21 protein-coding genes are annotated in these 18,447 nt (G+C 71.5%); 7 read left to right on the forward strand and 14 right to left on the reverse strand.

Annotation, left to right across the window (positions count from 1 at the left end):
- Positions 1-32: 32 nt before the first annotated feature.
- The 8 genes from ABZT18_RS19730 to ABZT18_RS19765 form a co-directional block, all read right to left on the reverse strand.
- Positions 33-713, reverse strand: coding sequence for a thymidine kinase (locus ABZT18_RS19730; RefSeq protein ID WP_355169945.1), 681 nt, complete (start codon positions 711-713; stop codon positions 33-35).
- An 89-nt stretch (positions 714-802) separates the two neighbouring features.
- Positions 803-2,194, reverse strand: coding sequence for an MFS transporter (locus ABZT18_RS19735; protein ID WP_354996413.1), 1,392 nt, complete (start codon positions 2,192-2,194; stop codon positions 803-805).
- A 17-nt stretch (positions 2,195-2,211) separates the two neighbouring features.
- Entirely contained in the window at positions 2,212-2,979 is a 768-nt protein-coding gene (locus ABZT18_RS19740; RefSeq protein WP_354996414.1) for a glycerophosphodiester phosphodiesterase, read from the reverse strand.
- A gap of 109 nt (positions 2,980-3,088) precedes the next feature.
- Complete coding sequence (locus ABZT18_RS19745) at positions 3,089-4,057, reverse strand: hypothetical protein (RefSeq protein ID WP_354996415.1); 969 nt, start codon at positions 4,055-4,057, stop codon at positions 3,089-3,091.
- Positions 4,054-5,412 (reverse strand): hypothetical protein, encoded by a 1,359-nt coding sequence (locus ABZT18_RS19750; protein WP_354996416.1) that lies wholly within the window; start codon positions 5,410-5,412, stop codon positions 4,054-4,056. Before ABZT18_RS19750 ends, ABZT18_RS19745 begins: the two co-directional genes overlap by 4 nt.
- Entirely contained in the window at positions 5,409-5,714 is a 306-nt protein-coding gene (locus tag ABZT18_RS19755; RefSeq protein WP_354996417.1) for a DUF6403 family protein, read from the reverse strand. The genes ABZT18_RS19750 and ABZT18_RS19755 overlap by 4 nt, the downstream gene beginning before the upstream one ends.
- Positions 5,715-5,829: 115 nt before the next feature.
- Positions 5,830-6,414 (reverse strand): TetR/AcrR family transcriptional regulator, encoded by a 585-nt coding sequence (locus ABZT18_RS19760; RefSeq protein ID WP_354996418.1) that lies wholly within the window; start codon positions 6,412-6,414, stop codon positions 5,830-5,832.
- Between the two features lie 80 nt (positions 6,415-6,494).
- On the reverse strand, positions 6,495-7,268 hold the full coding sequence (locus tag ABZT18_RS19765) for a lysophospholipid acyltransferase family protein (protein ID WP_354996510.1): 774 nt from the start codon (positions 7,266-7,268) through the stop codon (positions 6,495-6,497).
- A 204-nt stretch (positions 7,269-7,472) separates the two neighbouring features.
- Here ABZT18_RS19765 and ABZT18_RS19770 point away from each other — a divergent pair, with 204 nt between their 5' ends.
- The 5 genes from ABZT18_RS19770 to ABZT18_RS19790 all read left to right on the forward strand — a co-directional run bounded on the left by ABZT18_RS19770 (position 7,473) and on the right by ABZT18_RS19790 (position 12,854).
- Complete coding sequence (locus ABZT18_RS19770) at positions 7,473-8,888, forward strand: cytochrome ubiquinol oxidase subunit I (protein ID WP_354996511.1); 1,416 nt, start codon at positions 7,473-7,475, stop codon at positions 8,886-8,888.
- A gap of 14 nt (positions 8,889-8,902) precedes the next feature.
- Entirely contained in the window at positions 8,903-9,901 is a 999-nt protein-coding gene (gene cydB / locus ABZT18_RS19775) for a cytochrome d ubiquinol oxidase subunit II (RefSeq protein ID WP_354996419.1), read from the forward strand.
- A 189-nt stretch (positions 9,902-10,090) separates the two neighbouring features.
- Positions 10,091-11,284, forward strand: coding sequence for a GNAT family N-acetyltransferase (locus ABZT18_RS19780; protein ID WP_354996420.1), 1,194 nt, complete (start codon positions 10,091-10,093; stop codon positions 11,282-11,284).
- Positions 11,285-11,340: 56 nt separating this feature from the next.
- Positions 11,341-11,925: an RNA polymerase sigma factor gene (locus ABZT18_RS19785; RefSeq protein WP_354996421.1), complete on the forward strand. Its 585-nt coding sequence runs from the start codon at positions 11,341-11,343 to the stop codon at positions 11,923-11,925.
- Positions 11,922-12,854, forward strand: coding sequence for a CU044_5270 family protein (locus ABZT18_RS19790; RefSeq protein ID WP_354996422.1), 933 nt, complete (start codon positions 11,922-11,924; stop codon positions 12,852-12,854). The genes ABZT18_RS19785 and ABZT18_RS19790 overlap by 4 nt, the downstream gene beginning before the upstream one ends.
- A gap of 64 nt (positions 12,855-12,918) precedes the next feature.
- Here the strand turns inward: ABZT18_RS19790 and ABZT18_RS19795 are convergent, their stop codons facing one another.
- Positions 12,919-13,374 (reverse strand): MarR family winged helix-turn-helix transcriptional regulator, encoded by a 456-nt coding sequence (locus ABZT18_RS19795; RefSeq protein WP_355252106.1) that lies wholly within the window; start codon positions 13,372-13,374, stop codon positions 12,919-12,921.
- A gap of 95 nt (positions 13,375-13,469) precedes the next feature.
- Between ABZT18_RS19795 and ABZT18_RS19800 the strand changes: the two genes are divergently transcribed.
- Positions 13,470-13,916 carry a MarR family transcriptional regulator gene (locus ABZT18_RS19800; RefSeq protein ID WP_355252109.1) on the forward strand — a complete coding sequence of 149 codons (447 nt, stop codon included), beginning with the start codon at positions 13,470-13,472 and terminating at the stop codon, positions 13,914-13,916.
- 6 nt (positions 13,917-13,922) lie between these two features.
- Here the strand turns inward: ABZT18_RS19800 and ABZT18_RS19805 are convergent, their stop codons facing one another.
- The 3 genes from ABZT18_RS19805 to ABZT18_RS19815 form a co-directional block, all read right to left on the reverse strand.
- Positions 13,923-14,609, reverse strand: coding sequence for a hypothetical protein (locus ABZT18_RS19805; protein ID WP_354996425.1), 687 nt, complete (start codon positions 14,607-14,609; stop codon positions 13,923-13,925).
- 83 nt (positions 14,610-14,692) lie between these two features.
- Entirely contained in the window at positions 14,693-15,154 is a 462-nt protein-coding gene (locus ABZT18_RS19810; protein WP_354996426.1) for a peroxiredoxin, read from the reverse strand.
- Positions 15,155-15,200: 46 nt separating this feature from the next.
- Complete coding sequence (locus ABZT18_RS19815; RefSeq protein ID WP_355252112.1) at positions 15,201-16,034, reverse strand: patatin-like phospholipase family protein; 834 nt, start codon at positions 16,032-16,034, stop codon at positions 15,201-15,203.
- 89 nt (positions 16,035-16,123) lie between these two features.
- Between ABZT18_RS19815 and ABZT18_RS19820 the strand changes: the two genes are divergently transcribed.
- Positions 16,124-16,852, forward strand: a complete 729-nt coding sequence (locus ABZT18_RS19820; protein WP_355252115.1) for an SDR family oxidoreductase — start codon at positions 16,124-16,126, stop codon at positions 16,850-16,852.
- A 46-nt stretch (positions 16,853-16,898) separates the two neighbouring features.
- On the opposite strand, the gene ABZT18_RS19825 is transcribed toward ABZT18_RS19820, so the two are convergent.
- Together ABZT18_RS19825 and ABZT18_RS19830 are read right to left on the reverse strand one after the other, a co-directional pair.
- Complete coding sequence (locus ABZT18_RS19825; RefSeq protein ID WP_260321921.1) at positions 16,899-17,024, reverse strand: hypothetical protein; 126 nt, start codon at positions 17,022-17,024, stop codon at positions 16,899-16,901.
- Positions 17,021-18,433 carry an OFA family MFS transporter gene (locus ABZT18_RS19830; protein ID WP_354996430.1) on the reverse strand — a complete coding sequence of 471 codons (1,413 nt, stop codon included), beginning with the start codon at positions 18,431-18,433 and terminating at the stop codon, positions 17,021-17,023. Before ABZT18_RS19830 ends, ABZT18_RS19825 begins: the two co-directional genes overlap by 4 nt.
- Positions 18,434-18,447: the final 14 nt, after the last annotated feature.

Genomic DNA, 18,447 nt, shown 5'->3' on the forward strand with positions numbered 1-18,447 from the left:
TCCGTGGGGGCGGTCGGCCGCCGCGTTGGCGCTCAGCGGTCGGTGGTCACCGGGCCGAGGTCGCCGCTGCGGTAGTGCCGGCGGCAGAGCACCTGGTAGCGCACGTCGGCGGTGTCGACCGTGTCGCCGATGACGACCTGCGCGCCCTCGCGGACCACCCGCCCGTCGACGACGCGGGCGTTGAGCAGCCCTTCCCGGCCGCACCAGCAGAGCACCTCGACCTGGATGCGGGCCACCTCGTCGGCCAGCTCGAACAGCCGCTGGGTGGCGGGGAACAGGCAGGACCGGAAGTCGGTGGCCAGGCCGAACGCGAACACGTCCACGTCGTAGCTGTCGACCAGCTCGGCCATCTGCTCGACGTGGTCGACGGTGTAGAAGCACGCCTCGTCGCAGATCAGGTAGTCGACGCGTACCCCGTCGGCCCATCGGCCGCGGACCAGGGCCCGCAGGTCCAGGTCGTCGGTGACCTCGATGGCCTCGTGCGCGAGCCCGATGCGGGTGGTGACCTGCGGGCCCAGCGACCGGTCGATGCGGGTGGTGACCAGTCCACGACGGCCCTGCCGGGCGTGGTTGTAGTTCATCTGGAGCGCCATCGTGGACTTGCCGCAGTCCATCGGCCCCCAGAAGAACTTCAACGCCGCCGCGTGCAGCGGACGCCCGTCGAGCCCGCGCGCAGCCGCGCACCCGGCCTCGCCGTGGTGCGGGTGGGCCAGGCAGGTCGGGGAGATGGCGGCGTCGTCAGTCACGGTCGGGCAGCCTATCCCATCGACCACCCTTGATCTTCTGGGTACGGGATGCGTGCTCAGAGCACCCGGGGCGGCGTGTTGCCCGCGGCGACGATGGCACGGCGGATCGGCACGGCGGCGAGGAGCAGGAAACCGACCACGAAGAAGATCAACAGTGAGACCAGGCCCACCCGGTAGGAGGAGGTGAGCTGGAACACCAGGCCGAAGGCGAGCGGGCCGAGCCAACTGGTGCCCTTGTCGCTGATCTCGTAGAAGCCGTAGTACTCGCCTTCCTTCCCGGCGGGGATGAGCTGGCTGAACAGCGACCGGCTCAGCGCCTGGCTGCCGCCGAGGACCAGGCCGATGGCGGCGCCGAGGACCATGAACGGCACCGGCGCCTCGGCGGGCAGCCGGAACGCGGCGATGATCACAAAGGTCCAGAGCACCAGGCTGAGCAGCACGGTCTTCCAGGCGCCGATGCGCTTGGCCAGCGCGCCCAGGCTCAACGCGCCGCCGAAGGCGAGGAACTGCACGAGCAGGATCGTGACGATCAGGGTGCTCTGCTCCAGGCGCAGCTCCTCGGTGCCGTACTGGCTGGCCAGGGTGATGACGGTCTGGATGCCATCGTTGTAGACCAGGAAGGCGAGCAGGAAGTACAGCGTCAGCGGGTACGCCTTGATCTCCCGCATGGTGCGCCCGAGCTGTCGGAACCCGTCGATGAGCACGTTGCCGCCGCCGGTCAGGGCCGCGACGCTGGGGCGCTCACGCAACCAGCGCAACGGCACCAGCGTGAACGCCGCCCACCACACCCCGGCGGACACGATCGACCAGCGGGCCAGGTCCAGGGTGCGTTGCGGGTTGTCTCCGTCGTCGAACAGGGTGATCGCGACGAGGTTGAGCGCCAGCAGCAGGCCGCCACCGAGGTAGCCCAGCGCCCAACCGCGGCTGGAGATGCCGTCGCGTTCGTCGGGACCGCCGAGCTGCGGCAGGAACGAGTTGTAGACCACGATGGCCGCGCCGAAGGAGATGTTGGCGACCAGGAACAGCGCCCCGCCGAGCAGGTAGCGGTCGCCGGTGACGAAGGCCATCAGGATGGTCGCGCCGGCGCCGGTGAACGCGGCGCCGCCGAGCAGCCGCTTCTTGTGCGCCGACCGGTCGGCGATCGCCCCGATGACCGGCAGCACGAACACGGTGAGGAACACCGACAGCGAGATCAAATACGGGTAGTACGACCCGGCGGCGACCTTGATGCCCAGCGGGTACACGAAACCGTCGCAGGTGTCCGCGCCCAGTTCGCAGCCGGCGGCCAACTCGGCGACGGTGGTCAGGAACGGGCCGAGGAACACGGTGATCACCGTGGTCTGGAACGCGGAGTTGGCCCAGTCGTAGATGTACCAGCCGCGGCGCTCGCGGCGAGTGCTCGCCGGGGGCGGGGTGTCGTCCACCGTGGGGGTCACGGTCTCGGCCATCGGGGGTCCTTCGATGGTCAGGCGGCCCAGTGGCCGCGGCTGCGGTAGACGTCGCGCAGCACGCCGACGTGATCGGTCATGATGCCATCCACACCGCGATCCAGTAAGTCGTGCATCTGGGCGGGTTCGTCGATCGTCCAGACGTGCACCTGCAGGCCGATCCGGTGGCAGTAGTCGAGGAACCGGCGGTCCACCACCGGCACCCGCCCGTAGTGCGGCGGCACCTGCGCGGCGACCACCGACGGGGGCAGCCGCAGCGGGCGCCCGTGCAGGGAGGCGAGCCGCAGCCGGGCGACCCCGCGCATGCCGAGGCTGGTGGCGACCCGCCCCTCGGTGAGGGCGCGCAACCGGGTCAGGCGGGCGTCGCTGAACGAGGCGAGCAACACCCGGTCGACGGCGCCTGCCCGGGTCACGGCCCCGACCGTCGGCTCGACGCCGCCGTCGGCCTTCACGTCGATGTTGAAGCGAACCTGCGGCCAGGCGCCCAGCACCTCGTCGAGCCGGGGTACGACGGCAGCGCCGCCGACGCGTACCGAGGCGAGGTCGGCCCAGCTCAGGTCAGCGATGCGCCCCGCGGAACCGGTGACCCGGCGCAACGTCGGGTCGTGGAAGATCACCGCCACGCCGTCCGCGGTGGCGTGCACGTCGGTCTCCACGTACCGGTAGCCCAGCCCGATGGCGCGGGCGAACGCCTCGGTGGTGTTCTCGTCGCCCTCGGCGGCGCCGCCACGGTGGGCGAACGCCAGCGGCGCGGGCGCGTCGAGGTAGCCGGGTCGGGTCAGCACGCGACGCAGTATGCCCGCCGCCGGTGGACCGCGGATGACCTACCGGCGACGATCGCCGCAACGATGCGCGAGTGGGCCGGCTGCACCTCGATCGTTCACACCCATGTCATCAACCTTTTCGACCGCGCAAGCCGGCATCAGCTGTGGATGGGGTCCGAGCCGTCCGCAGCGCCCTCCGGTTCAATCCGTCAACGTGGTCGACGAGCAGGCGTACGGCTGCGTCGTCGCCCGCGTCCAGGGCCGCGACGCGGTCGAGCAGCTCGGAATAGTCCGAGGTCAGTGCCTGGTAATCCCTGCCGAACGCCCTCTCGACGGCGCTGACGCGGCCTCGGCGTCGGGTCGCCGCGTACCGCTGGTCGAGGTCGATGATCTGCTGGGCCAGCACGGCGGTGGCGGCGCTCAGCGCGCTGCGGCCGTCGGCGTTCTCGTCGCGGCGGCTCCGCCGGGCGTCCGCGAGCCGGCCCGCCCGGCGACCTCCGATGTAGAGCGTGGCCGAGCCGACGACGACGGCCAGGAGGGCCGCCGCCGCGAGCAGGTAGCGGGGCAGCGACGGGCTGATCGTGCGCGCGCCGTCGGGAACGGTGCCGGCCTTCACCAGCAGGTCGTAGTTGACGGTGACAACCTTCAGCGCCTCCAGCGGGCGGTCGGTGAAGGTGTCGATGCCCCGGCTGATGATCGTCTCTGCCACGGCGGCTCGGCCGAAGTTCTCGTCGTCGCGCCCGGGCAGCAGCGCGCATCCCCACGTGTCGTAGTCATCGGCGTCGCGGCTCATCACCAGCACGACGTTCCCGTCTGCGGCGCGCGTGACCTGACGGCACCCCTTTCTGAGGTCGGCACCCGGCTCCAGCATCAGCACGACCAGCCTGCGGTTGCCGATGATCCGTTCGGCCGCGGCCCGGTCCAGGTCGACACCCGGCGCCGCGTAGACGGAGGAGGTGCGGACCTGGCGGGCGGCCGGGCCGTCGAGCACCCCGCCGGTCCACAGCGCCCAGCCGGCCAGCACGAGGCAGGCCAGGACGGCGACACCGAAGGGCGTGCCGATCAGGGCACCGAGCCATCGTCGGACGGACTGTTTCACGACAACCTGCCCTGCAGATAAAGGTCCGGGCGGTAACTGGCGAGGCCCAACGTCCGGGCGCCGTCGTCCAGTTCGTCGGCCGCCTCGTTCAGCAACGAACGCACGTGGTGGTCCGGCAGGTCCTCGTCCAACGCGGCGCGGGCCGCCTGGAGCTTCACGATGCCCCGGGTCAGCGCCGGGTTGCTGCGGGCGTCGGTCAGCAGGGACATCTCGACGGCGAGCGCGGTGAGACCGGCCAGCCGTGCCGGCGCGCCGCCGCCCCACCGGATCCCCACGCCGTCCGGCCGGCGCAGCGACCGGACCGACAGGGCCAGAAACATCGCCACGCAACCCGCGAACAGCCACGGCAGCGCGGGCAGAGCCACGCGCAGCGGGTCTACCGGCTGGTACGGCAGCGGACGGTCGAACAGCCCCGAGTAGCGGATATCGGTGACCCGGTTCAGGTAGACCGACAGCACCTGGTCCTGGGAATAGTCGTACTCGCTGACCCGGTCGGCGAACTGGCCGTAGAAGCTCGCCCCGGCCACCTCCGCGAAGTCCGCCGCCGGGCCGTGGTATTCGATCCAGAGGCCGTACATCACGATGATCGGGGTGCCCGGAAACAGCTCGGTCAGGGCTGGCCCGTACCGGGGCAGGGGTTCGCCGAACGGCTGCGCGGGCAGCGCCACGTACAGGGCGCCGTCCGGGAACGCGGTCTTCGCGGCCTTGCCGGGTACACCGGCGAGGCTCGCCCCGGCCGCGGCGTGCAGGCCTCTGGTCCGCAGGTCGGCGGCGGCGACGGCCAGCTCCCGATCGCTCGGCTCGCGCCACCGCAGTTCCTCGTGGTCGGCCGGGGCGGGCACCTCCCGCAGCGCGGCGATCAGTGTCACCAGCGGGCCCGTCACGTCGGCGGTGGCGAACCGCGCGCGCCAGCCGGGCAGGTCATCGGGTACGGCCCGGTAGAAGCCGCCGGACACGTCGGTGCCGCTCACCACGACGGTGGCGTTCTTCACCTCCCGTAGCCGGCGCCTTTCGTCCTCGTCGAGCCAGGGCGGCGCGACCAGGATGCGGAGGGGGTGGTCGCCGGCTGCCTCGCGGACCCGCTGCTCGTTCCAATGCGCGATCGAACCGGGCAGCCGCACCACCGGACTGCCGGCCACCAGCGCGGTCATCTCGTCCACCGACGGCACGGTCGGGTCGCCCGCCCTGGGGGCCGGGCCCTTCGCGATCGTCGCCGAGTCTGCCGGGGACCGCCCGTAGCTGACGTCGGCGCCGTGTTGCTGCTGGGCGTGCAGGAAGACCACCAGGACGACGGCGGCGACGCCGAGGAGCGCCCAGCGCAGCAACCCGTAGCGGTGCGATCGGCGGGCCGTCACCGGTGCGCCCGCCACAACCGGTCGGCCTGCTGGGCGTGTTCCGCCGCCGTCCGCGCGGCGGTCGCCCCGCCCTGTGCGGCGGCGATCAACTCGGCGCGGGCCAGCAACTGCTCGGCCGCCGGCACCGGGCTCGTCGCCGCGTCCCGGCTGACGGTCGCGGTGTCGATGGCCGAGCGGGCGGCGGACCAGGCGGTCCGCCGCTCCCGATCCCGTGCCCGCCGCGCGGGGACCAGGCTCGTCGCGAGTCCCGCGCCCACGAGCAGGACGCCGCCGACCAACCAGACGAGGAGGGTGTGGGACATGCGCTCCAACCATCGGACGAGGGGTACGGGGTTGCTCGATCGCCGTCGGGCAGCCGCAGGGTACGACCGAGTCTGACTGATGCTGTCGAATGAGCGCCGCTCGCTGGGCGGGGGGTCAGCGCGTGGGGCGGTGGATCAGTCGGAGGCTCCGGCAGATCCGATCGCGAAACTGGTCCCTGGTGGACGAGGTCGACTTCCAGGTCAGTGCGGCGGAGAGGAGCAGCTCCATCACGTCGTCCGCGGTCAGGTCAGCCTCGAGCAGGCCGGGTGGGGCGAACGCGGCGATGTGGGCGCTCAGCGTCGCCCGGGCCCGCTCCTGGTAGTCGTGGAGCATCGAACCCAGCTGGGACCCGCTGTTTTCCAGCAGTTCGTTGAGGTCGCGGGCCGCCGGGCTGTCGATGTACGGGCCCATCAGCGCATCAAGCCCCGCCACGATACGCTCGTCGAAGCTCAGCGACTGGTCGGCGAGGCGCGCCTCCATGGCCCGCTGGGCGCGCTCCAGGATGCTCTGCATGGTGGCGCGGTACAACTGCTCCTTGTTGGGGAACATGAGGTACAGGCCAGGTCGGGAAATGCCGGCCACCTTGGCGACCGCCTCCATCGACGTCTTCTGGAATCCGTAACGTCCGAACACGCCGACCGCCCCCGCGAGGACGGCGGCGCGCTTCGGGTTCTCGTGCAGCATGTCCGTACTGTTCACAGTAGACATCCTAGACAATTTTCCGACAAACGCCCAATTAGTCAGGCGCTGGAGCATGGGTTGCGACGACGACGTCCGGCTCAGCCCGGCCGGCGGCGATGGGCGCGGCTCGGGTCGCTCGGGCGGCCGGGGTCGACGTGCCGGGGCGCGTCGGGTTCGTCGGGGCGCAGCGGGCCGAGAGTGTCGGTGAGCGCGTCGATGATCCGGTCGGTGGCCCGGCGGGCAGCGCCAGGGCTGGCGGCGCTCACCTCACCCAGGTCGACGGGTTCGCCGAAGTGCACGCGGATCACCGGCCGGCGCCACATCGCCCGGACGACGCCGCGCAGCATTCCCCGGGGCGCCCGGTAGGGCAGCACCTCGTGGGCTCCCCAATGGGCGACCGGGATGACCGGTGCGCCGCAGGCCAGGGCCAGTCGGGCGGCGCCGGTCTTGCCGCGCTCGGGCCACATGCCGGCGTCCAGGCCGATGCGCCCCTCGGGGTAGATGAGGATCACCGACCCTCGGGCGACAGCGCTGGCGGCATCGTCGAGTGCCCGGTGTACGGCGCTGGTGCCCCGGTCGACACGGATGTGTCCGGCGTGGCGCATCGCGGCGCCGACCACCGGGGCGCGAAACAGCCCCGCGGTCGCCATGATCCGAGGGGCCATGCCGCGGGTCTGGCAGGCGGCGACCATCACCACCGGGTCGAACGGGCTGATGTGGTTGGCGGCCAGCACCAGCGGTCCGCGGCGCAGGTGCGCCGGGACGTCGCCGGTGACCTCAAGGCGGGCCAGCAGGCCGACCAGGGCCCGGGCCAGCAGTAGGGCGGCACGCCAGATCAGCGGCGGCTGCCAGGGGGAGTGCGCGGTGTCCATCAGCGCGCCATCGTCGCACGTGGCGGCGGGACCGCGGGGGCGGGTCGCCTGGTTGCCCGCGAACGGCGCCGGGCCGGGCCGGGCGGCCGGGGTGATCAGGGTCATTGGTCCCGGGCAGGTTCGGGCCACCCGGCCCTCCCCATCCCTCTACGACGAGCAGTAGTATTTACTACGTCTCGTAGTATGAACAGCTGGGGGTTTCAGGTGGACGCGTTGGACGTTGCCCGGTGGCAATTCGGTGTCACCACCGTCTACCACTTTCTCTTCGTGCCGCTGACCATCGGCCTGTCCGTGCTGGTGGCCATCCTGCAGACGTTGTGGCACCGCACCGGCAACGAGCGCTACCTCAAGCTCACCAAGTTCTACGGCAAGCTGTTCCTGATCAACTTCGCGATGGGCGTCGTCACGGGCATCGTGCAGGAGTTCCAGTTCGGCATGAACTGGAGCGACTACTCCCGCTTCGTCGGCGACATCTTCGGCGCCCCCCTCGCCATCGAGGCGCTGGTCGCGTTCTTCCTCGAATCCACCTTCATCGGCCTGTGGATCTTCGGTTGGGACCGGCTGCCGAAGCGGGCGCACCTGGCCAGCATCTGGGCCGCCGCGATCGGCACCAACCTCAGCGCGTACTTCATCCTCGCGGCGAACTCGTTCATGCAGAACCCGGTCGGCTTCCGGATCAACCCGGACAGCGGGCGCGCCGAGCTGACCGACTTTCCGGCCGTCCTGACCAACAAGGTCGCCCTGATCACCTTCCCGCACACCCTGGCCGGCTCGTTCCTGGTCGCCGGCGCGCTGGTCGTCGCCGTCGGCCTGTGGCACGTAATCCGCAACCGCGACTCCGCCGACACTGGCGCCTACCGCTTCGCCACGAAGTTCGGCTCCTGGGTGGTCCTGGTCGCCTCCGCCGCCGTGGTGTTCACCGGTGACATCCAGGGCAAGATCATGACGGACGTGCAGCCGATGAAGATGGCCGCCGCCGAGGGCCTCTACACCACCGAGAGCCCCGCCTCGTTCTCCGTGCTCACCATCGGCAGCCTCGACGGCAGCCGCGAGGTGTTCGCCCTCAAGATCCCGTACCTGCTGTCGTACCTGGGCACCGGCGACCCCAACGGCACCGTCCACGGCATCAACGACCTGCAGGCCCAGTACGCCACCCAGTACGGCGCGGGCAACTACACCCCGATCATCCCGGTCACCTACTGGAGCTTCCGCTTCATGATCGCCTTCGGGATGGCCGCCGCCGCGATCGCCCTGCTGGTGCTCTGGAGCCAGCGCAAGGGCCGCACCCCGAGCAGCAAGTGGCTGCTGCGCGCCGGGCTGGCCATGCCGGTGCTGCCGCTGCTGGCCAACTCCTTCGGCTGGATCTTCACCGAGATGGGCCGCCAGCCGTGGATCGTCTTCGGCGAGATGCTCACCCGCAACGGTGTGTCCCGCAGCGTCTCGCTGGCCGAGGTGCTCACGTCGTTCACCGCCTTCACGTTGATCTACGCCGTCCTCGCCGTGATCGAGGTCAAGCTGCTGCTGCGCTACGCCAAGGCCGGCGTGCCTGACGTCAGCGACGAGCACCCCATCGACGACACCCACGACGACGCCGAGCGTCCGCTCGCCTTCGCCTACTGATCCCGGAGCCCATCGTGGAACTGACCACCATCTGGTTTCTCCTCGTCGCCGTGCTGTTCACCGGGTACTTCATCCTGGAGGGCTTCGACTTCGGCGTCGGCATGCTGCTGCCCGTGCTCGGCCGCGACGACCGGGAACGCCGTGTAATGATCAACACCATCGGCCCGGTCTGGGACGGCAACGAGGTCTGGCTGATCACCGCCGGCGGCGCCATGTTCGCCGCGTTCCCCGAGTGGTACGCGACCCTCTTCTCCGGCTTCTACCTGCCGCTGCTGCTGATCCTGCTGGCCCTGATCGCCCGCGGTGTGGCCTTCGAATACCGGCACAAGCGCCCCGAGGCGTCCTGGAAGCGCCGCTGGGACGCGGCGATCGTGGTCGGCTCGCTGCTGCCGGCGATCCTGTGGGGCGTCGCCTTCGCCAACATCCTGCGCGGTGTGCCGCTGGACGCCGAGCACGAGTACGTCGGCGGCCTGTTGAACCTGCTCAACCCGTACGCCCTGCTCGGTGGCGCGACCACCCTCGCGCTGTTCCTCACCCACGGCGCAGTGTTCATCGCGCTCAAGACCACCGGCGACATCCGCGAGCGCGCGGGTGCCCTCGCGGTGCGCCTGGGCGTCGGCACCGCCGTGCTCGCGGTGGGGTTCCTGACCTGGACGCTGAGCATCCGTTCCAGCGCGGCGGCCGTCGTGCTCGCCGTCGGCGCGGCCCTCGCCCTGCTCGGTGGCCTCGCCGCCGCCAAGGTACGTCGGGAGGGCTGGGCGTTCACCGGCACCGCCGTGGCGATCGGTCTGGCGGTGGCGACCCTGTTCGCGGCGCTGTTCCCGAACGTGATGCCCTCCACCCTGGACGTGGCCGGCACGTTGACCACCACCAACGCCGCCTCCACCCCCTACACCCTGAAGATCATGACCTGGGTGGCGGTGATCTTCACCCCGATCGTGCTGGCCTACCAGGGCTGGACGTACTGGGTGTTCCGCAAGCGCATCGGCGTAGCCAACATCCCGCAGCACTGACCGAGCCCAGTGCGCGGGCCAACCCGGTCGATCATGGAGTTGTGGTGCCTGACTTGAGGCGGTAAGGGCTCCTTTGTCACCCACCACAACTCCTTGATCGACGGCGACGGCGACGGCGACGGCGAGGGGGAGGGGGGGGTCGGTAGGAAATCGGCGGTCTCCGCGGATCTGTCCCGTTAGGGTTTGCCGATGTCCGACCCCGTGCACGTTCGCGAACTCACCGCCGACGACCTCGACGCTGCCTGGGAGCTGGGCCGGTTCGCGTTCGGCTCCGACCCGCAGCGACCCGCGCAGGCCACCGCCACGCCTGCCGGCCTGACCCGTTACGGCGCGTTCGACGACGCCGGTCGGCTCGTCGGCAAGGCCGTCGACCTGCACCATGACCAGTGGTGGTCCGGGCGGGCGGTGCCGGCCGCCGACGTGGCCGGGGTGGCGGTCGCTCCCGAGGCTCGTGGTCGGGGCGTGGCCCGTGCGATGCTCACCGCCCTGTTGCGGGGCGCCCGCGACCGTGGGGCAGCGGTCAGCGCGCTCTACCCGACCATCGCCGCCCCCTACCGGGCCTGCGGGTGGGAGACCGCCGGTGTGCTGCGCACCGTCGATCTGGCCACCGCCCTGCTGCCCCGGCACCGGCCCGCCTCGCGTCTGGCCGTCCGTGCCGGCACTGCCGCCGACCTGCCCGCCGTCGCCGCCATCTACGAGCGGGTCACCCGGCACCGCAACGGCATGCTGACCCGTCGGGGCGAGCTGTTCGACTCCTTCGCCGCCGACCGGGGTCTGCCCGGCGACGGGCTCACCCTCGTCGAGGACGACGGCGACCTGGTCGGCTACGCCACCTGGCAGCGGGGTCGGGGCTACGGCGCCGATTCCGTGCTCACCGTCGACGAGGCCCTGGCCGTGACCGCCGAGGCCGCCCGGGAACTGGTCGGCGTGCTCGCCAGTTGGGCCAGCGTCGCACCGACCCTGCGGCTGTGTCCCCTCGACGGCGACGCCGTCAGCCCTCATCTGCCGTTGGAGTCGGCCCGCGAGCACGAGCGGGACCTGTGGATGCACCGGCCGGTGGACGTGGCCCGGGCGGTGAGCGCGCGCGGCTGGCCCGCCCACGTCCGGGGGACCGTCGACTTCACCCTCGCCGACCCGCTCGCCGAGTGGAACACCGGCACCTGGCGGTTGGCCGTCGCCGAGGGGGCCGGCGAGCTGACCCGGATCAGCGGCGAGGCCGACCTGCGGCTGGACGTACGCGGCTTCGCCCTGCTCTACGCCGGGGCCGCGCCGGCCCGCTCGGTCGCGCAGACCGGGCTGCTGCACCACGCCGTCGGGGTCGATCCGGCCGCCCTCGACCTCCTGGGTGCCGGCGGGCCGGCGCAGTTGCTCGACTACTTCTGAGCGAACTCTATCCACGGATAGTGGGAACTCACTGGCGGCAGCGGACAGATATCTGTGTGACAGCTGAGATGCGGGCCCGGATCCGGGCCGGAGACTCCGAGGCGTTGGGTGAGCTCTTCGACGAGCACGCCGACGCGGTTCATAGACATGCGCTGTGGAGTGGAAGCGATCCGGCGCACGCCGAGGACGTGGTGTCGCTGACCTTCCTAGAAGCGTGGCGGATCCGCGAATCCCTGCACCCGGATGGGGACAGTCTGCGGCCGTGGCTGCTCGGGATAGCGACCAATGTGCTGCGCAATCGCCGGCGGGCGGCGCGCCGGCACCGGGAGGCGTTGCGGCGGCTGCCGGTACGCGACACCGTCCCGGACTTCGCCGACGAGGTGGTCGCCCGGGTGCACGACGCCGACCAGGTGGCTGCCGCTATGGCGGGGCTGCGGGCGTTGAGCCGCGCGGACCGGGAGGTGTTCCTGCTCTGTGTGTGGTCGCAACTGGACTACGCGGCGGCGGCCGAGGCATTGGGCGTACCCGTCGGGACCGTGCGCTCCCGGCTGTCGCGGGCCCGGACCCGGCTGCGAGCACTGGCGCAGCAGGAGCTGGCCGGCACCCGGATGATCCCCGTCGAGCAGGGAGAGTACCGATGAGAAAGCCCTCCGCCCCGCCCGTGCCGGCCCTGCCGGCGATGCGCCGACAGGCACTGCGGCATCATCTGCTGGCCGAGGTCCGGCGGCCGTCGCGGCGGCCGCGGCGGGCGCGGGTGCTCGCGCCGGTGGCGGGCATGCTGACCGTTGCGGTCGCGGCCGGGATGATCGCCCAGCCGTGGGCACCGGACAGCGTGCCACTGATCGTCCCGGTGGAGCAGGGGGAACGCGTCGGGGCGGCGCTGCTGCTCAACCGGATGGCCGCAGCGGCCACCGACAAGCCGGGGCCACCGTCCGGCGAGGGCGGGTACGTCTACATCAGGAGCCGGGGGGCCTTCGCCGAGTTCGGTGACGGCCCAGCGCGGTTGCAACCGGTGCGCGAGCGGGAGATCTGGATCCCGCAGGACGAGCGGGGTGACGGCCTGCTGCAGCAGCCGTTCTTCCACGCGCCGATCGTGGGTGTGATCCCGGAGCGCGAGACGCTCACGGACGTGACGCCGAACGCGGCGCTGGTCGACCTGCCCGAGGACCCGGACGCCCTGTTGGCGAAGCTGTACCGGGAACGCGAGGAGCGGGGCCGGGGCACCAGTCGCGACGGCGCGGCGTTCACCGCGATCGGCGACATCCTGCGCGAGTCGTTGGTGCCGCCGGTCACGAGCGCCGCGCTCTACCGGGCGGCGGCGAAGATCCCGGGGGTCGAGGTGGTGCGCGGGGTCACCGACGCGGCCGGGCGGCGGGGGATAGCTGTCGCGCACACCGAGCGGAGCCGCCGCGATGAGTGGATCTTCGATGAGCAGACGTTCGACTACCTCGGTGAGCGCAGCTATCTCGTTGCGGACACCGCCGACGGGCCGGCCGGGACGGTGCTGGGCACGACCGCGGTGCTGCAACGGGCCGTGGTGTCGCAGCTCGGACAGCGCCCAGCGCGGTAGGTGTCCAGGCGGCCGGCCCCAGGACCAGCGTCCTGGGTGCCGGTCGCCCGGCGGTGGCGTCCGGTCAGGTCGGGATCGCCGCCAGCTCAGCGTTCGCACGTTGGGTGATCAGGGTGAGGACCCGGGCGGCGGCGCTCGCCTCGTCGGCCGGGATGTCCCCGTACAGCCGGGCGGTGATGTCCGCGACCGCGGCGGAGACGCGGCGCTGCGTGGCGTGACCGTTGTCGGTGAGCCGCACCTGCGCTTCGGCGCTCGTCGACGGGCCCTCGTCGACCTGCACGAGATCGGCGTCGACCAGCTGGTCGATCACCTCGTGCACGGCCGATTCGTCGATCTTGAGGGTGCCGGTGATCCGGTGTACGAGCCGCGCCCGGTCGACGGCGCCGTCGGCGAGGACGTTGAGCGCGAGCACCTGCCCGAAGCTGAGCCCGAGCGGAGCCACGGCACGCTCCAGCAGGGAGCGGGTGGCGTAGTGGGCCTGGCCGATGACCTGCCCGTTGAGGGTGGGAGTGGTGGACATGACGCCTCCTTCAAAACGTTGGCTGAACCAACGTTGGTGCAGCCAACATAACACGGATCGTTGGTCGCGCCAACGGATCCTGTTAGGCTGCCGCCATGGAGTCCCCGCAGTCACCCGCCGGGCTACGCACCACCCCCAGCTGGCTGCTCAACCAGGCCGCCAGCCACGCGGCCCGCCTCATCGGCGAGGGCTTCGCCGCTCACGGCCTACGCGGCTACCACTACCGGCTGCTCGCCGCGCTGGCCGAGGACGGACCCGCCAGCCAGGCCGATCTCGGCCGACGGTGCGGCATCGACCGCAGCGACGTCGTGGCGGCCATCAACGACCTGGCCGGTCGAGGGCTCGTGGTGCGCGCCCCCGACCCGGCCGACCGTCGCCGCAACGTCATCAGCCTCACCGACGCCGGGACCGTCGAGGCCGACCGGATGGGGGAGACCGTGGACGGGGTCCAGCACGATCTGCTCGCCCCGCTGTCCGCCGACGAACGCGACCAACTGACCCGGCTGCTCACCCGGCTACTGGAACACCACGCCCGGCACTGACCAGCCTCAGCGGGCCTCGCGCAGCTCCGCCAGCCGTGCCTCGATCTCGGCCAGCTCGGCGCGCAGCTTCTGCGCCTGCTGCTCCGCCTCGGCCCGCTCGGTGCCGAGGATCTGCTCCACCGCCTCCTGCACACCCGGCACGTCGACCAGCGCCACCATCTTCAACGCCTCCGCCGGCTTCACCACGTACGGTTTCGCGAGGGCCTTACTGCCCTGCTGCGCGGCGACGGTCCACTCACCGTCGGCGTACGCCAGCGTCACCGTGAGGCCCGCGGGACCCTTCGGCTTGACGGCCTTGACCGCCCGCCGCGCCGGCGGCTTCTCCGTCTGCTCCACCTTCGGCTCCTCCTGTCGCTGCGCGGGCACCCTCGGCGTGTCCAACACGAACTCGGGCGCCGCCACCGCGGGCGACTCCTGTGGCTCCGGCTCCGGTTTCGGCTCCACCACCCGACGGGTCGCGCCCTTGGGCGCCACGGCCAGATCGGCGGGGGAGAACGGCAACTCGTCGCGGCCGAAGCGCACCACCACGAACTCGTCGGAGACCTCAGGGTCGGTCAGCTCGATCACCTGACCGACCTGACCGGCGATCTGCCCCGCCGATGCGGTGAACACCACCCGCGGCTTACGCCCGGCCGCCAACGCCTCCCGGATGCTCTGCACCTCGCTAGTGGACAAACCCTGGCCGGCATCCATCACAACCCTCTTCCGTACACCTGTTTGATTGCTGTCTTGATACCAGCCGGCTGCGACACCCGCCGCACGGGGCTCGCGCCCGCTCAGCCGCCCAGTGCCCGCAACGCCCGGTCGGCGTGGTCGTTCATGCTGACCTCACTGTGGATCACGTCGATCACCCGCCGGTCCGTGCCGATCACGAACGTCATCCGCTTCGTGCTCAGCGGACCCAACGGCAACCGCCGCCGCACCCCGAGCTGCTGCGCGACCGCCCCATCGGGATCCGACAGCAGCGGATAGTCGAAGCCGTGCTGCTTGGAGAACTCGGCCTGCTTCTCCACCGTGTCCCGGCTGATGCCCACCCGGGTCGCACCGACTGCGGCGAACTCCGCCGCCAGGTCCCGGAAGTGGCAGCTCTCCGCCGTGCAACCCCGACTCAGGGCCGCCGGGTAGAAGAACAGTACGACCGGCCCCGCCGCCAAGAGCTCCGACAGTCGCCGTGGCGTGCCCGTCTCATCCGGCAGCTCGAAATCCTCCACCACGTCGCCAACGTTCACATCCGCCACCGTGCACCTCCGCTTGTCAGTCGGGACAGGCGGTGAGCGTAAGCGATCACGCCCAGAGCGCCGCCACCTCGTCTGCCGCCGCCGCGGCCTGCGCCCGCCCGGCCCGCGCCGATCCGGCCCGCCGCGCCGGGTCCAGCACGTTGCGCCCGATCGCCGTGCGCGCCGCCGCGTCCGGCGTCAGAACCACCACCCGCGCACCGCTCCGCCGCAACTCGGCCACCTGCGTCGCGAGCCGTGGCATCGGCCCGAACGCCCCCGACGTCGGCGCGACCACCAGCACCCGCTGCGCGCCGGCCGCCAGGTCCGCGTTCACGGCGGAGCGCATCCCGCCGTCGACGTAGCGGCGCGCCCCGACCGTCACCGGCGGCCACACCCCTGGCACCGCGCAACTCGCGCCCACCGCATCCACCAGGGTCACCCCGCTGTCACGGTCGAACACCACGAACTCACCGGTGGACGCGTCCACCGCCGTGACCAGCAGTCGCCGCGCCGGCCACTCCCGGCCCGGCAGGCGAGCCTCGATCACCGCGCGCCGCGACGCCTCCGACGGGGTACGCGCCGCCAGGGCCATCGCCCCGATCCGGGCTCGTGAGCGGACCGCGTCACGGGTACGACCACCGGCCCACACCATCCGCGCCAGCGTCGCGAAGCCCAGCCGTGCCGCCAGCACGCCCGACGGTGGCGCCAACTGCTCCCCGTAGAACTGCTCCAGGGGCAACCCGGAACACACCTGCGCACCGACCAGCGAGCCCGCCGACGTGCCCACCACCAGATCCGCCTCGGTGACCGGTACGCCCCGCTCGACAAGCCCCGCCAGCAGCCCCAACTCCCAGGCCACGCCTGTCACCCCGCCACCACCGAGCACCAGCGCCCGCTGCATGTGACTCTCCTCTCGACGACCGACCCGCGCCGGTCACGGTAGCGTCGGCGCGACCCGCACGCAGCCATCGACAACTCCGGGAGGGCACCGTGGCACCCGTTACCGTGATCACCGGCGGCGGCCGAGGCATCGGCGCGGCCACCGCCCGCCGTCTCGCCGCGGCCGGGCACCACATCGCCCTGTGCTACCGCCGCGACCACGCCGCCGCCACCGCCGTCCTGGCCGACCTGCACGCCACCGGCGCACAGGCCATCGCGGTACGCGCCGACACCACCGACCCCGACCAGGTCACCGAGCTGTTCGACGCCGCCGCCCAACTCGGCCCGCTCACCGGCCTGGTCAACAACGCCGGTGTCACCAGCCCCATCGGGCCGTTCACCGAGCTGCGCGTCGACGACCTGCGCCGGGTCGTCGACGTCAACCTCGTCGGTTACGTCCTCTGCGCCCAGCAGGCCGCCCGCCGGCTGAGCGACGGCGGTGCCATCGTCAACGTCTCCTCGGCCGCGGCGACGCTCGGCAGCCCCGGGGAGTACGTGCACTACGCCGCGGTGAAGGCCGCCACCGACACCCTCACCGTCGGCCTGGCCAAGGAACTCGCCCCGCAGGGCATCCGGGTCAACGCCGTCGCACCGGGCATCGTGCGCACCGACATCCACGCCGACTCCGGCGTACCCGACCGCGCCGACACCGCCGCCGGCCGCATCCCGCTGGGCCGCGCAGGGGAGCCCGACGAGATAGCCGCCGCCATCGCGTGGCTGCTCGGCCCGGACGCCTCCTACACCACGGGCACGGTGCTGCGCGTCTCCGGCGGTCTGTGACCGCGTGCGGGACGCACCCACCGAGGCGCGGCGCCCCGCACGCACCTCAGTGGGTGAACAGTTTCGCCGCCGTGATCACCGTCTGCGCCACCCCGTAGCCGAGCAGCGCCGCAACCACCAACCAGGAAATCCACAACCGGGCCTGCTGCCCGTGTCGGCTGTCGTCACTCATCGCGTGCCACTCCTCTGCGCCGTCGTGTCCTCATCCACGTTCCGATCCGCCGGCGGTTCGTGGTACCGCTCGGGCACCGCCTTGATCAGCAGGTTGGCCACGAAGCCCACCGCCAGCACACCGACCATGGTGAACAGGGCCGGCCGGTACGCCGCCGCCGTCAACGTGCCCGGCTTGCCCTGCGCGTCGAGGAACCCGTTGACGATCAGCGGGCCCGCGATCCCCGCCGCCGACCAGGCGGTCAGCAGCCGGCCGTGGATCGCACCGACCTGGAAGGTGCCGAACAGGTCCCGCAGGTACGCCGGCGCCGTGGCGAACCCGCCGCCGTAGAACGACAGGATCACGCACGCCAGCAGCACGAACAGCGCCGTGGCCGTCTGCCCGAACAGGGCCAGCAGCGCGTACAGCACCATGCCCACACCCAGGTACACCAGGTAGATCGGCTTGCGCCCGATGACATCCGAGGTGGACGACCACACGAAGCGGCCGGCCATGTTGAACAGCGACAGCAGACCCACGAACCCGCCGGCCGCGGCGACGGTCACCGCCGAGGTGCCGTTGTCGCGGAAGAAGTCCTGGATCATCGGGCTGGCCTGTTCCAGGATGCCGATGCCCGCTGTCACATTGCAGAACAGCACCACCCACAGCAGCCAGAACGAGCGGGTCTTCACCGCGTTCGCCGCCGACACGTTCGCCGTGGTGACCAGCGGTTTCGCCGCTACGCTCGCGGGGTCGAAGCCGGCCGGCCGCCAGCCCTCCGCGGGCACCCGCACGTTCGCCACCCCGAACATCATGATCACGAAGTAGCCCAGGCCGAGCGTCACGAACAGCCACACCAGGGCGCTGCCCGACGCCGTCGACCCCGCGTTGGCCGGGTCGTAGCCAGCGTCGTAGAACGACAGCAGTTGCCGGGACAGGGGAGAGGCGACCATCGCCCCACCGCCGAACCCCATGATCGCCAGCCCGGTGGCCAGGCCGGGCCGGTCCGGGAACCACTTGATCAACGTGGAGACGGGGGAGATGTACCCGATCCCCAGACCGATGCCGCCGAGCAGCCCGTAGCCCAGGTACAACAGCCACAGTTGCTTCGTGGCGATCCCCAGCGAGCCCACCAGGAAGCCCGCCGCCCAGAAGCAGGCGGAGACGAACATCGCCTTGCGCGGCCCGTTCGCCTCCACCCAGGTCCCGGCGACCGCGGCGGACAACCCGAGCATCACGATCGCGATGCTGAAGATCACCCCGATGGCGGTCTGACTGACGTCGAAGTGGGCGATCAGCGAGTTCTTGTAGACGCTGGTCGCATAGACCTGGCCGATACAGAGGTGGATGGCCAACGCCGCCGGGGGTATGAGCCACCGGCTGTAGCCGGGCGGTGCGACGGTGTGCCGACGATCGAGTGCGGAAAGCATGCGCTGCTTCCTCT

It is taken from the genome of Micromonospora sp. NPDC005291, assembly GCF_040607415.1.
In the GTDB taxonomy this organism is placed as follows: Bacteria; Actinomycetota; Actinomycetes; order Mycobacteriales; family Micromonosporaceae; genus Micromonospora.

What these genes read in the sequence shown, in the direction of transcription:
- ABZT18_RS19735 (WP_354996413.1), bottom strand. Translation starts at nt 2,194, where the DNA reads ATGGCCGAGACCGTGACCCCCACGGTGGACGACACCCCGCCCCCGGCG.
- ABZT18_RS19755 (WP_354996417.1), bottom strand. Translation starts at nt 5,714, where the DNA reads ATGTCCCACACCCTCCTCGTCTGGTTGGTCGGCGGCGTCCTGCTCGTG.
- ABZT18_RS19765 (WP_354996510.1), bottom strand. Translation starts at nt 7,268, where the DNA reads ATGGACACCGCGCACTCCCCCTGGCAGCCGCCGCTGATCTGGCGTGCC.
- ABZT18_RS19780 (WP_354996420.1), top strand. Translation starts at nt 10,091, where the DNA reads ATGTCCGACCCCGTGCACGTTCGCGAACTCACCGCCGACGACCTCGAC.
- ABZT18_RS19790 (WP_354996422.1), top strand. Translation starts at nt 11,922, where the DNA reads ATGAGAAAGCCCTCCGCCCCGCCCGTGCCGGCCCTGCCGGCGATGCGC.
- ABZT18_RS19795 (WP_355252106.1), bottom strand. Translation starts at nt 13,374, where the DNA reads ATGTCCACCACTCCCACCCTCAACGGGCAGGTCATCGGCCAGGCCCAC.
- ABZT18_RS19800 (WP_355252109.1), top strand. Translation starts at nt 13,470, where the DNA reads ATGGAGTCCCCGCAGTCACCCGCCGGGCTACGCACCACCCCCAGCTGG.
- ABZT18_RS19805 (WP_354996425.1), bottom strand. Translation starts at nt 14,609, where the DNA reads ATGGATGCCGGCCAGGGTTTGTCCACTAGCGAGGTGCAGAGCATCCGG.
- ABZT18_RS19815 (WP_355252112.1), bottom strand. Translation starts at nt 16,034, where the DNA reads ATGCAGCGGGCGCTGGTGCTCGGTGGTGGCGGGGTGACAGGCGTGGCC.
- ABZT18_RS19825 (WP_260321921.1), bottom strand. Translation starts at nt 17,024, where the DNA reads ATGAGTGACGACAGCCGACACGGGCAGCAGGCCCGGTTGTGGATTTCC.
- ABZT18_RS19830 (WP_354996430.1), bottom strand. Translation starts at nt 18,433, where the DNA reads ATGCTTTCCGCACTCGATCGTCGGCACACCGTCGCACCGCCCGGCTAC.